Raw genomic sequence first — 13,047 nt, 5'->3', positions numbered from 1 at the left:
CGGTACCGACAAGTCACCGCAGGGTGGCGGACCACCGCAGCTCTCCGGGCAGGATGTCGGCCAGCCACATGTCCTTGGGCACCCCGCGGTGCGCGTGCGAGGCGCGCTGCCGGCCGACGATGGTGAAGCCGACCTTCTCGATCACCCGGCGCGAGGCCTCGTTGCCGTCGAAGGCCTGCCAGACGACACGCCCGAGCTTGACGTCCTCGAAGGCCCAGCGCACGACTTCGCGCACGGCCTCGGTGATGTAGCCGTTGCCGCGCGTCTCCGGATTGGCCCAGTAGCCCACCTCGGCGGTCCGCACGCCGCGGTTCACGACCAGGGTCGTGATCCCGGCGAGCCCGACCGCGCCGGCGATCTGGCCGGTCTCCTTCACGAAGACGCCGAACGTCGCCTCGTCCCCGCTGCGGAACCCTTTCGGGGCGTGTTCCCGGACGAACCACTCCGCGTCTTTCAGCTGATAGGGCGAGGGCACCGTGGTCCATCGTTGAACGTCCGGATCCTGGCAGATCGCGCAGACGGCGGCGATCTCCTCCTCGCGCCACGGCCGCAACAGCAGCCGCGGGGTCTGCAAAGGGCCCTCGGGCAGCGGCGGAGCAGCCAATACGAAGTCCGGTACGGGAACCGGTTCGGGGCGCTCGCGCGTTTGCGGTATGTCCATCGCTCCACCGTAGGCGAGCCGGATCGGCGGACTCCAGGGAATATGCCGATGATCATTACGCCGCGCTCTTCCCTTGGAGCGAGGACCGTCGCATAACATGTTGGAAAAGGCGGGGCACAACCCTGCCTGCCCGAGCCCGTAATCGAGGAGTTGTCTGCCGTGGCGCGTCTGATGGACAAGGTCTTGCGGGCCGGCGAGGGGAAGATCCTGCGCCGGCTTGAGGCCGTCGCCGATCTCGTCGAGGAGATCGAGGACGACTACGTCCAGATGAGCGACGCCGAGCTGCGCGCTCAGACCGATGAGTTCCGGGCCCGCCTGGAAGACGGCGAGACGCTGGACGACCTGATGCCGGAGGCCTTCGCGGTCGTCCGCGAGGCGGCCAAGCGCACGCTGGGCCAGCGGCACTACAAGGTGCAGATGATGGGCGGCGCCGCCCTGCACCTGGGCAACATCGCCGAGATGCGCACCGGCGAGGGCAAGACCCTGGTGGGCACCCTGCCGGCGTACCTCAACGCGCTGGCCGGCAAGGGCGTGCACATCGTCACCACCAACGACTACCTGGCCGAGCGCGACTCCTCCTGGATGGGCCGAGTGCACCGGTTCCTGGGGCTGAAGGTCGGCGTGATCCTGGCGAACATGACGCCGGCCGAGCGCCGCGAGCAGTACGAGTGCGACATCACCTACGGCACCAACAACGAGTTCGGCTTCGACTACCTGCGCGACAACATGGCGTGGTCCCGCGAGGAGATGGTGCAGCGCGGCCACTTCTTCGCCTGTGTCGACGAGGTCGACTCGATCCTCATCGACGAGGCGCGGACCCCGCTGATCATCTCCGGTCCGGCGGACCAGGCCACCAAGTGGTACACCGACTTCTCCAAGATCGTCGACCGGCTGGCGCCCGACGTGGACTACGAGGTCGACGAGAAGAAGCGCACCGTCGGCATCCTGGAGCGCGGCGTGGAGCGGGTCGAGGACCTGCTCGGCATCGACAACCTCTACGAGTCCGTGAACACCCCCCTGGTCGGCTACCTGAACAACGCCATCAAGGCCAAGGAGCTGTTCAAGAAGGACAAGGACTACGTCGTGATGAACGGCGAGGTCATGATCGTCGACGAGCACACCGGCCGCATCCTGGCCGGCCGCCGCTACAACGAGGGCATGCACCAGGCCATCGAGGCCAAGGAGAACGTCGAGATCAAGGACGAGAACCAGACGCTCGCCACGATCACCTTGCAGAACTACTTCCGCCTCTACGACAAGCTGGCCGGCATGACCGGTACGGCCATGACCGAGGCCGCGGAGTTCCAGCAGATCTACAAGCTCGGCGTGGTCCCGATCCCGACGAACCGGCCGCTGATCCGCATGGACCAGCAGGACCTGATCTACGTCAGCGAGGAGGCGAAGTTCGAGGCGGTCGTGGAGGACATCGCCGAGCGCAGCGCCCTGGGCCAGCCGATCCTGGTCGGCACCACCTCGGTGGAGAAGTCCGAGCGGCTCTCCCAGATGCTGCGCAAGCGCGGCGTCCCGCACGAGGTCCTGAACGCCAAGTACCACGAGCGCGAGGCCGCGATCGTGGCCCAGGCCGGGCGCAAGGGCGCGGTCACGGTGGCCACCAACATGGCCGGCCGCGGTACCGACATCCAGCTCGGCGGCAACCCCGACGACCTGGCCAACGGCGAGCTGCAGCAGCGCGGTCTGGACCCGGAGGGCACTCCGGACGAGTGGGTGGCAGCGCTGCCCGACGCCCTGGAGAAGGCCAAGCGCAAGGTGAAGGCCGAGCACGACGAGGTCCAGGAACTCGGCGGCCTGTACGTGCTGGGCACCGAGCGCCACGAGTCCCGCCGTATCGACAACCAGCTGCGCGGTCGCGCCGGCCGCCAGGGCGACCCCGGCGAGACCCGGTTCTACCTCTCGCTGGGCGATGACCTGATGCGCATGTTCAAGGCCGGCATGGTCGAGCGCGTGCTGGCCATGGCGAACGTCCCCAAGGACGTCCCGATCGAGCACAAGATGGTCACCCGTGCCATCGCCAGCGCGCAGACCCAGATCGAGCAGCAGAACTTCGAGATCCGCAAGAACGTCCTGAAGTACGACGAGGTCCTCAACCGCCAGCGCCTGGTGGTCTACGAAGAGCGCCGCAAGGTGCTCGACGGCGCGGACCTGGAGGATCAGGTCCGGCTGATGATGGACGACACCATCGCCGGCTACGTCGACGCCGCCACGGCCGAGGGCTACGCCGAGGAGTGGGACCTGGACAAGCTCTGGACCGCCCTGGAGACGCTCTACCCGATCTCGGTGACGGTCGAGGAGATCGAGGAGGCCGCCGGCGGCGCCGACAAGGTCACCCGCGACGTCCTGGCCGACGAGCTGATCGCCGACATCCGCAGCGGCTACGACGCCCGCGAGGAGCAGCTCGGCGAGCAGATCACCCGCGAGCTCGAGCGCCGCGTCGTCCTGTCGGTCCTGGACCGCAAGTGGCGCGAGCACCTCTACGAGATGGACTACCTCCAGGAAGGCATCGGCCTGCGAGCCATGGCCCAGCGCGACCCCCTGGTCGAGTACCAGCGCGAGGGCTACGCGATGTTCCAGGCGATGATGGACGCCATCAAGGAGGAGTCCGTCGGCTACCTGTTCAACCTCAAGGTCGAGGTCGAAGCAGTGAACCAGGACCCCCAGGCCCAAGCCCAGGCCGCCGCCACCGCCAACGCCCTGGCCGGCCAGAACGGCGTCCAGGACGCCGTCCCCCAGCTCCACGCCAAGGGCCTGGACACCCCCCGCCGCCCGGACCACCTGAACTACACCGCCCCGACCGTCGACGGCGAAGGCGGCGTCCTCCAGCGCGAGGTCTCCTTCGCCGCGGAGTACGCCGACAAGGACGCCGCACCCGAACCGGCCGAGGACGACACTCCCCGCCGCCGCTCCTCGGGCAAGCGCAAGAAGCGCTGAGGCAGCACTGATACCGCGTTGAAGCAGCACTGAAGCAGCAGATCTGAGCTGAGCCGAACGGCTGACTTTCCTCGGGAAGTCAGCCGTTTCGCATGGCCCTGTGATCTGCTGGAACCTCGGTTCTCGCACGACAAGGTTCGCGCACGACAGGGTTCGCGCACGGCAGGGGGAGGCGGTGGCCCATGACACCAGTGCGATCGGTCCGCGCGATCGGGACAGCCGGGGTCGGCGCGCACTGGCGGCGGGATAACAGGCCAGACTTCCCAGGCATCGCGGTGTGGGTGGACGCGGTCGCGGAAATTGAGATCGAAACTGGGGCGTTCGGAGACAGCGACGAAGAGGGCGAATTCAGTGCTGGCGAGCGGGCAGGTGGCGAGTCGCGCAGCAGCGGGCGCGGCAGCGATTGGGCTGATGGCGAGCGGGGCAGCGCCGGGCAGGGTGACAGCGAGCGGGCTGATGGCGAATCGCGAGGCAGTAGGCACATCGGCGACTGGGCCGACAGCGAATCGCTAGGCAGCGACCAGGGCGCGGGTGCGCGGGCCTCGGCTGCGCGGCTTGGCAGCGACTGGGTTGATGGCGAGTCGCGAGGCAGCGACCAGAGCGCTGGTGCGCGGGCCAACGGTCAGCGGCTTGGCGGCGACTGGGCCGACGGCGAATCGCTAGGCAGCGACCAGAGCGCTGGTGCGCGGCCCAATGGTCAGCGGCTTGGCGGCGACCGGTCCGCTGGTTCGCAGGACTCGGATGATGCCGGACTCGTGCCGTCGTCGGTGGATGCTTGGTCGCCGGAGTATGCCAAGGTGTGGCGTCCTTTGTCGGGCGCTGGTCGTGAACCGCGCCCCGGGCTGCTTGTGTCGGTCGTGCGGGCAGGTGCGGTGGTCGCCTATCCGACGCCGTTGCCCGATCCTCCCACCGGCGCGCTGGCGCGAGCGTTGGCGCGGCTTGAGCGCCCGGCAGTCGAGCGCCGTCCTCACATCCTGCCGATCGAAGCCGCTCCGGCACCCGCGCCGCCTCGCCGTCCCGCGCCGTCGCAGAAGACGTATGGCGAAGTAAGAGCCCTGGTCGGCGTCCTGGTCGAGATCCTCAGAGGTCATCGCGCCGCCACCCACGCGGCTCGCTGGACCGATCCCGAGGTCCGCGGCAAACTCCGTACCCCGCGTTACGCCCGCACCGCGTCGCTGAAATCGGTCCGTCTCGCCGAGAGTGGCGACGGCGTCGAAGCCCTCGCGCTGCTCCAAGAGGGCGGCCGCACTCATGTCGTCGCCCTGCGTTTCGACCGTGCCGAGGACTCGCGATGGCGCTGTACCGCGCTTCAGACCGGCTGAGGCGGGGACGCGTTCCTACCAGCCCCGCCGCCGTACCGCGCCGCCCACGGTGCCTTCGTCTCCGACTCCGCGATCGGCGATCCCGGCTTCGCCGTGTGCCCGCTCGCCGGCGGGGGCGACCCGTCGCCGATCCAGTGGCAGGGAGAACTCCATCGCGAGGGCTGATGCCGCGAGCCATCCGACCTCGCCCCAGGAGCGGAACATCACCGATCGGGGCTGCCAGCCGGGGCGGAACTTGGCGTTGAAGCGGTACAGGCTCTCCAGCATGATCCATGGGTCCAGGAGGTGGATCGCGCGGTACGCCGCGCTCTGGAACAGCGTGCGCTCGGCGCCGGCGTCCATGATGGGGCGGAAGGCTGCGAAGTTCAGGGAGATCTCGCCGATGCCGCGGTCGTGGGCCCAGGCGATCAGGTCGACGATCAGGCGCTCGTTCACTCCGTTCGGGCTCTGCGGGTCGCGCGGCATGACGTCCAGCGACAGCGCCGTGGGGTGGCCGGAGGCCTGGTCGCCGCCGACCGGGTGGTAGCGCTGGAAGCCGACCGCGCGGCCGTCGGCGGCGTACGCCACGATCAGCAGCGCGTCGGGGTGCCGCGCCGAGGTGATGGCGTCCAGGTTCATCGCGAAGCCGTGCTCGGCGTGTCCCTTCAGCCAGCGCTGGTGGATGCCGAGCAGCTGGTCGGCTTCCTCCTCGTCCAGCGCCGTCTCGCGTAAGACGCGCGTGGTGATCCCGGTCTTGTGCGTACGCCGCACCGCCTGCCGCACGTTGCGGATCGACCGCCCCTCCAGCGAGAACCCGGCGACGTCCAGCATGACCTCGTCGCCGATCTCGATCCCGCGCCGGATCCCGTGCGCCTTCCACAGCGGCATCAGCTCTTCGCGCGCGCCGAGAACTGTCGGCCGCCAGCCCTGGCGTCGGCACAAAGCCAGGAACTCGACGACCGCCGCCTCCCGCGCGTCCGCCGCGCCGAGCGGGTCGCCGCCGACCACGGCGGTCCCCAGGAACACCCGATACCCGATCGCGGCGCGGCCGTCGGGGGAGAACACATAAGACTTGTCATGACGCAGCGCGAACGGAGCCAGCGTGTCGGAGTCAGGATGCTGCACTAATCGGCGCACCCGGTCCCGCTCGGTGTCCGTCCCCGGGAGCGGCGCCCGCGCCGGCGCCAACAGGCACGTCAGCACCAGCAGCAGCATGACCCCGCCGAGCAGCGACAGCCCGTGGAGAAACCACGACCGCCCCTCGATCGTCATCGGCTCGGAGTTTCCCGTCAGCCCGTCGAGCAGCTCGCGCCCGAGCCCGACCGGCGTCAGCGAGGAGCTGAGACGGTCCCGCTGCAGGAAGATCCCGCCGCCGCCGACCACGAGCGCGACGATGCCGAACCCGAGCAGCATGTGCAGGGCCGTACGCACCCGCGCCGCGTCGGGCACCGCGGTGAACCGCATCCGCGCGCCCCACAGCGCCCACGCGAAAGCCGCCATCGGCAGCAGCCGCCACGGCTGGTCCCAGGTGATCAGCGACATCGCCGTCGTCCACGCGACAGCGGCGGAGGTCAGATACAGCGCCATCAGACGCCGCATGTACAAACCGCGCCCGAGCAGCAGGAACGTGAGGCCGAGGTGCACCGCGTGGCCGCCGGAGGGCGACGTGCCGGTGATCACGATGACCGTCCTGGTGAGCCAGGACGGCGGCGCGGAGGCTGCGGCGTACCCGAACAGCGTCGCCGCCGCGGCCAGGACCAGGGCGGCGAACGGCCAGACCGTCAGCCGATGCTCCGGGACCGGGTTCTCGCTTCCATCCCTGTCAGCCATGGGCACCACCTCCCGCGACACACGAACAGCCCCTCCATGTCACGGTATTCCCTTCAGCAACGCTGGTGTATCCGACTTCGGTCGTTTCCGGTAGCAGGTGCAGCGCCGCATGCGCCGTTACAGTCGGGGGAAGTTGTCAAGAGTCGAGACGAACGGATCACCGGCGACGGGAGAGACGCGATGGCATCCACGGCGATGCGGCGCGGGCTGGTGCTGGGCGGCGGCGGCATGCTCGGCGCGGCCTGGATGGTCGGGGCGCTGACTGTGCTCAGCGAGGCGATCGGCTGGGATCCGCGCGAGGCCGAGATGATCGTCGGGACCTCCGCCGGCTCGGTGCTCGCCGCGCTGGTCGGTGCCGGCGCCACCGCGGAGGACCTGCACGAGCACCAGCTGACCGGACGCATCGGACAGGGTCCGCTCACCGGCGTGGAGTTCGACTACGCCACCGCGGCCGGCGGCGCGCACCCCGAGCGCCCGAAGCTGCGCCTCGGCTCCGGTCCGCTGCTGGCCCGGACCGCACGACACCCGCGTTCCGTGCCGCCGACCGCGGTCATGGCCGCGGCGCTGCCTCCCGGCCGGGGCTCGCTCGGCGGTGTCGGCGACCTCGTCGAAGGCCTGCCGCGCGCCGTCGACGGCTGGTCTCCGCACAAGGCGCTGCGCATCGTGGCGCTGGACTACGCCACCGGCGAGCGGGTCACCTTCGGCAGTCCCCGCGCGCCGCACACCACGCTGGCCGAGGCCGTGACCGCCTCCTGCGCGATCCCCGGCTGGTTCGCCCCGATCATCATTGACGGCCGCCGCTACGTCGACGGCGGCATGTGGTCGGCAACCAATGTGGACGTGGCGGCCAAGCAGGGCTTCGAGGAGATCGGCGAGCCGCCGCTGGACGAGTTGTACGTCCTGGCGCCGATGGCGGTGCGCGGCTTCAACGGGCCGCCGCACAGTGTCATGGAGCGTGTGGCGCGCCGCTATCGGCGAGGCGTGACCCGCCGGATGCTGGTCGAGGCGCAGCGGGTGCGCGCCGACGGCACCAAGGTCATCGTGTTCTGCCCGACCGCCGACGACTTCGAAGCCATCGGCCTGAACGTGATGGACGTCGGCCGCCGCCCGCACGTCCTGGAGACCGCGATGCGCACCACCCGCGAGCAGATCGAGGCGCAGCGGACCCTGCCGTAGAAGTCCGCGGTGGCGCCCCACGGCGCGGCGCACTCCATCGCACCCCCGGAGGGGATAATGGCGCAATGCGCGTCTACCTTCCCGCGACCCTCTCAGTGCTCGCCGAACTCCACAAGACGGGCCTGGTCGCCCCCGCCCCGCTGACGGCCTACGCGGTCACCCCGGCGCTGCGCGAGTGGTACACCGAAGGAGACAGCGAGGAGCTGGAGTACGCCGCCCTGACCGACGCCGCGCGCGCCTCCCTGCGCCTGCTCGCCGACGCCCCCGAAGCCGCCCGCCGCCGCGCGGTCGTCGCCGCCGAGGTCCCCGACGCCCACGCCCAGCCCGTCCTGGACGGCGCCGAACCCGGCCTGGTCCGCGTCACCGCCGAGATCCCCCTGTCCTGGGTGGCCTCCCTGCACGTCGACGACCCCGGCGTCCTCGACGAGGTGGCCCTCGCCGTGGTCCTCCTCGGCGCCGCCGACGCCGGCGACGAGGACGCGTCGTTCACCGTCGACGGCATCGACGATCACGAGCTGCTTTGGTACGCGACGCAGGAGCTGCCGGACCTGTTGGGTTAACGGGAGCGTCACCTCGGGGCACCAAAATCAGTTGGTTCCCGCCGATAGCCTGTCCAGGTGACCGTGCCGAAGAATCATGAACCGCTGCACCTCGTCTGGGACTGGAACGGCACCGTCCTGAACGACTTCGAGATCATCCTGCGTTCCACGAATGACTCGTTCACCGATCACGGGTTGCCCGCGATAACGGCTGAGCAGTACCGGACGCTGATCAAGATGCCGATCCGTGCCTTCTACGCCGACATCCTCGGTCACGAGCCCGGCGATGAGGAGTGGGAGGGGCTGGACGCCACTTTCCACAAGTACTACGTCGCCTATGAGCGCGAGGCTCGGCTGTCCGACGGTCTGCCGGACCTGTTCCGTGAGTGGTCCGGGCGCGGGCATTCGCAGTCGCTGCTGTCGATGTATCACGACGACAAGCTCGTCCCCGTCGTCCAGCACCATGGCATCGCCCATTACTTCGAGCTGGTTCAGGGCACTCTGCCGCCGCGTCCGTCGCGCAAGGGACTGCACCTCCAGGACCACCTGACCCGTCTGCGCGTGGATCCTGCGCGGGTGGTTCTCATCGGCGACTCGCCCGACGACGCCGCGGCTGCCGCCAGTGTCGGCGCGCGCGTGATCCTCTACTCCGGCGGGTTCGCTGCCGCGCAGTCGCTGCGGGCTGTCGGGGTGCCGATCGCGGACAGTCTGACCGCTGCTGTGGCGCTGATCGACGAGGTCATGGCCGCCGAGGGCTGATCCTGGCGTCCATCGATCGGCGCAATGGTGTGGCGCCCCCTCGCAGGCCGCGATGGGATGCGGATCATGGCCGCGCACGCTTACGAGTCCGTCACCGGCGTCACCAGTGTCCCCGCCCCGTATAACGAGCCGGTGCTCTCCTACGCGCCGGGGACGCCCGAGCGCTCGGCCCTGATCACGGAGCTGACCGCGCTGTCCGCCGTGCGCCATGACCTCACCGCGACCATCGGCGGCGTCCGGCGTCCCGGTGGCGGCGCACCGATCGACGTGGTGCAGCCGCACAACCACCAGGCGGTCCTGGGCACCCTGCACAACGCGACGCAGGACGACGCCCGCGCGGCCGTCGCCGCCGCCCGCGACGCCGCCCCGGCCTGGCGCGCGCTCTCCTTCGACGACCGCGCCGCGATCCTGCTCAAGGCCGCCGACCTGCTCTCCGGTCCCTGGCGCGCCACCTTGAACGCGGCGACCATGCTCGGCCAGTCCAAGACCGCGGTGCAGGCCGAGATCGACAGCGCCTGCGAGCTGATCGACTTCTGGCGCTTCAACGCCGAGTTCGCCCGCCAGATCCTCGCCGAGCAGCCGCCGGAGAACTCCCACGGCATCTGGAACCGCACCGACCACCGGCCGCTGGACGGCTTCGTCTACGCGATCACGCCCTTCAACTTCACCGCGATCGCCGGCAATCTGCCGACCGCCCCAGTGCTGATGGGCAACACGGTGATCTGGAAGCCCTCGCCGACGCAGCAGCTCGCCGCGCACTTCACCCTGCGGCTGCTGGAGGCCGCGGGGTTGCCGCCCGGGGTGATCAACATGCTGCCCGGCGACGGATTGGCGGTCTCCGAGGTGGTCATGGCCAGCCGGGACCTGGCCGGTATCCACTTCACCGGCTCGACAGCGACCTTCCAGCACCTGTGGCGCACCGTCGGGGAGAACATCGCCGCCTACCGCGCCTATCCGCGCATCGTCGGCGAGACCGGCGGCAAGGACTTCGTGCTGGCCCATCCCAGCGCCGACAAGGCGGTGCTGAAGACGGCGCTGACCCGCGGCGCGTTCGAGTATCAGGGCCAGAAGTGCTCGGCGGCCTCCCGCGCCTACATCCCGCGTTCGCTGTGGACCGGCGCCGGGCTGCGCGAGGAATTCTCGGCCGAGGTCGACGGCCTGAGCATGGGCGATCCGGCCGAGCTGGCGAACTTCATGGGCGCGGTGATCGACGCGCGGGCCTTCGCCAAGCACCGCCGGGTGCTGGACGTCGCGCACACCGACGACAGCATCCGGATCGCCGCCGGCGGGACAGCCGACGACTCGATCGGCTACTTCGTGCGCCCGACGGTGATGGTGTGCTCGAACCCTGAGCACGCGATCTTCTCCACCGAGTACTTCGGCCCGCTGCTGTCAGTCTACGTGTACGAAGACAGCGACTACGACCGGGTGCTGCGCGGCGTCGAGGGCGTCACCGACTATGCGCTCACCGGCTCGATCATCGCGCAGGACCGGGCGGCCGTGGCTGAGGCGATGAGCGTGCTGCGCTTCGCCGCCGGCAACTTCTACATCAACGACAAGCCGACCGGTGCCGTGGTCGGCCAGCAGCCCTTCGGCGGGTCCAAGTCCTCCGGCACGAACGACAAGGCCGGGTCGGCGCAGAACCTCATGCGCTGGACGTCGACGCGCTTGATCAAGGAGACGTTCGTCCCGCCGACGGAGTACCGCTACCCGCATATGGATTAGCGAGTAGCGACTACCCGCGCGAGGCCGAGTGCCACCCCGGCGAAGCCGTCACTCGCCCCACTGCTTCGAAGCCTGCTTCGCCATGTCCACCATGGTGTTCATGAACCCGAGGATGGTCTCCAGCTGCTCGGTGTCATAGCGGTCCAGCAGCTCGATCGCGGTGCCGTTCATCCCGGCGAACAGCCGCACGACCTCCCCGACCCGCTCGCGCACCGGCTGGATCAGCACCACGCGCCGGTCCTCCGGGCTGCGCTCGCGCACGACCCAGCCGGACTTCTCCAGCTTGTCCAGGATCCCGGTCATGGTCGCCGGGTGCATGCCCAGGCGCTGGCCGAGCGCCTTGGCGCTCATGGCGCCGTCGCGCATCAGCACGTCCAGCGCCTTCATCTCCACGTCCCGCAGCCCCACCTGCTCGCCGGCCCGCAGGTTGAGCACCGTCATCACCACGGACATCTCGCGGAAGGTGTCCGTGATCTGGTTCATGGTGCGCCGGCGTTCCCGGGTGGCCGCGGCATCAGTAGGTGATACGGAACTCATATGATACCTTCTTCGTAACGTACGGAATTCAAAGTAAGCGTACCGGAGGGGGTCTCCCGTGTCTGCATCCTTCCTATCAACCGGCAGGGGCAAGCTCATTCTGCTGCTGTTGTGCGGTGTCGCGTTCCTGGATCTGGTGGACGCCTCGATCGTGAACGTGGCACTGCCGTCGATCCGCCAGGATCTGCACTTCAGCACGCAGGGCCTGCAGTGGGTGCCGAGCGGCTATCTGCTCACCTACGGCGGCTTCATGCTGCTCGGCGGACGTGCCGCCGACCTGTTCGGCCGGCGCCGGATCCTGGTCGCCGGGACCATGCTGTTCGGTGTGGCCTCGCTGGCCGGCGGTTTCGCCAACAGCGCAGGTCTGCTGGTCGGCGCGCGGCTGGTGCAGGGTGTCGGCGCCGCCTTGATGATGCCCGCCGCGCTGTCGTTGCTCACCACCACCTTCAAGGAGGGGGCGGACCGAACCAAGGCGCTCGGTGCGTGGGGTGCGGTGGCCGGGCTCGCCTCGGCGGTCGGCGTGCTGGCCGGAGGGCTGCTCACCGACGGTCCCGGGTGGCGCTCGGTGATGTTCGTGAACCCGCCGTTCTGCGTGGTGATCCTGGTCGCCGCGTTCCGGATGTTCGAGCCCGACGGCAAGAAGGTCGCGCTGAAGGGTCTGGATCTGGTCGGCGCGTTCCTGGTCACCACCGGGATGCTCCTGCTGGTGTTCGGTCTGGTGAAGGCGCCCGACCAGGGCTGGGGTTCGGTGCGGACGGTGGTGGAGCTGGCCGGCGCCGGGCTGCTGCTGGTCGGGTTCGTCGTCAACGAGCGCCTCACCCGCAACCCGCTGCTGCCGCTGTCGGTCTTCCGGATCCGCGGTCTGGTCGCCGCGGACGTCACGCAGCTGGTCGGAGTCGCCGGCTTCATCTCCATGTTCTTCTTCCTCACCCTGTACATGCAGAACGTCGAGGGCTGGTCGCCGATCCGCACGGGTCTGGCCTACCTGCCGATCACGATCGGTGTCGGGATCGGGGCGGGAGCGGCGCCGAAGCTGGTCGGCAAGGTCGGTACCCGGCCGGTGGTGGTGACAGGATCGGCGATCGCCGCGGTCGGCATCTACCTGCTGGCGCAGCTGAAGGTCCACGGTTCCTACGTCAGCGGGCTGCTGCCCGGCATGGTGATCATGGCGATCGGTCTCGGGTTCCTGTTCGTGGCGATCACCACGGCCGCCAACGCCGGCGTCCCGCACCACCAGGCGGGCTTGGCCGCGGCGCTGCTGAACGCCTCGCAGCAGGTCGGCGGCGCGCTCGGACTCGCGATCTTCTCCGCGGTCTCCACGGCGCGGGTGACCAGCGAGGTGAAGAAGGGCGTGCAGCCCACCGCGGCGTTCACCTCCGGACTGTCGTGGGCGCTGACCGCCTGCGCGATCGCGGTCGCGTGCGCCGCGGTGATCGCGCTGCGGACCCGGAACGTGCACAGCGAGGCGGAGGCCGAGGCGCTGGCCGACGTGGAGGGGGACCTGGTGGTCACGACCGGCTGATCGGCACGCGGCGCGGAAGTACCGCAGGCGCCCCCGGAAAACAAAACGAGC

General features: G+C 69.6%; 10 protein-coding genes. 7 read left to right on the top strand and 3 right to left on the bottom strand.

Going from position 1 to position 13,047, the window contains the following annotated elements:
• Positions 1-13: 13 nt before the first annotated feature.
• On the bottom strand, positions 14-661 hold the full coding sequence (locus tag CACI_RS37485) for a GNAT family N-acetyltransferase (protein WP_015796135.1): 648 nt from the start codon (positions 659-661) through the stop codon (positions 14-16).
• 171 nt (positions 662-832) lie between these two features.
• Here CACI_RS37485 and secA point away from each other — a divergent pair, with 171 nt between their 5' ends.
• Positions 833-3,607, top strand: coding sequence for a preprotein translocase subunit SecA (gene secA, locus CACI_RS37480; RefSeq protein ID WP_041543358.1), 2,775 nt, complete (start codon positions 833-835; stop codon positions 3,605-3,607).
• Positions 3,608-3,888: 281 nt separating this feature from the next.
• Positions 3,889-4,929, top strand: coding sequence for an Rv3235 family protein (locus CACI_RS50620; protein ID WP_143765549.1), 1,041 nt, complete (start codon positions 3,889-3,891; stop codon positions 4,927-4,929).
• Between the two features lie 15 nt (positions 4,930-4,944).
• Here CACI_RS50620 and CACI_RS46655 read toward each other — a convergent pair whose 3' ends face one another.
• Positions 4,945-6,738, bottom strand: coding sequence for a bifunctional lysylphosphatidylglycerol flippase/synthetase MprF (locus tag CACI_RS46655; RefSeq protein ID WP_015796132.1), 1,794 nt, complete (start codon positions 6,736-6,738; stop codon positions 4,945-4,947).
• A gap of 180 nt (positions 6,739-6,918) precedes the next feature.
• Here CACI_RS46655 and CACI_RS50615 point away from each other — a divergent pair, with 180 nt between their 5' ends.
• The 4 genes from CACI_RS50615 (at position 6,919) to pruA (ending at position 10,937) form a co-directional block, all read left to right on the top strand.
• Positions 6,919-7,914 carry a patatin-like phospholipase family protein gene (locus CACI_RS50615; RefSeq protein WP_015796131.1) on the top strand — a complete coding sequence of 332 codons (996 nt, stop codon included), beginning with the start codon at positions 6,919-6,921 and terminating at the stop codon, positions 7,912-7,914.
• 65 nt (positions 7,915-7,979) lie between these two features.
• Positions 7,980-8,474 (top strand): DUF6912 family protein, encoded by a 495-nt coding sequence (locus tag CACI_RS51745; RefSeq protein ID WP_015796130.1) that lies wholly within the window; start codon positions 7,980-7,982, stop codon positions 8,472-8,474.
• Between the two features lie 57 nt (positions 8,475-8,531).
• The gene (locus CACI_RS37455; protein ID WP_049871843.1) at positions 8,532-9,212 is read left to right on the top strand and encodes an HAD family hydrolase; all 681 of its coding nucleotides are present in this window, start codon (positions 8,532-8,534) and stop codon (positions 9,210-9,212) included.
• A 66-nt stretch (positions 9,213-9,278) separates the two neighbouring features.
• Positions 9,279-10,937, top strand: a complete 1,659-nt coding sequence (pruA, locus tag CACI_RS37450; RefSeq protein ID WP_041543355.1) for an L-glutamate gamma-semialdehyde dehydrogenase — start codon at positions 9,279-9,281, stop codon at positions 10,935-10,937.
• Positions 10,938-10,985: 48 nt separating this feature from the next.
• Here pruA and CACI_RS37445 read toward each other — a convergent pair whose 3' ends face one another.
• The gene (locus CACI_RS37445) at positions 10,986-11,474 is read right to left on the bottom strand and encodes a MarR family winged helix-turn-helix transcriptional regulator (protein WP_015796127.1); all 489 of its coding nucleotides are present in this window, start codon (positions 11,472-11,474) and stop codon (positions 10,986-10,988) included.
• A 58-nt stretch (positions 11,475-11,532) separates the two neighbouring features.
• Here CACI_RS37445 and CACI_RS37440 point away from each other — a divergent pair, with 58 nt between their 5' ends.
• Complete coding sequence (locus CACI_RS37440; RefSeq protein ID WP_015796126.1) at positions 11,533-12,996, top strand: MFS transporter; 1,464 nt, start codon at positions 11,533-11,535, stop codon at positions 12,994-12,996.
• Positions 12,997-13,047 lie beyond the last annotated feature (51 nt).

This window comes from Catenulispora acidiphila DSM 44928 (genome assembly GCF_000024025.1).
GTDB classification, from domain to species: Bacteria; Actinomycetota; Actinomycetes; order Streptomycetales; family Catenulisporaceae; genus Catenulispora; species Catenulispora acidiphila.
The sequence above is the reverse complement of the archived record's forward strand: the minus strand, read 5'-3'. Positions and strand labels throughout refer to the sequence as shown.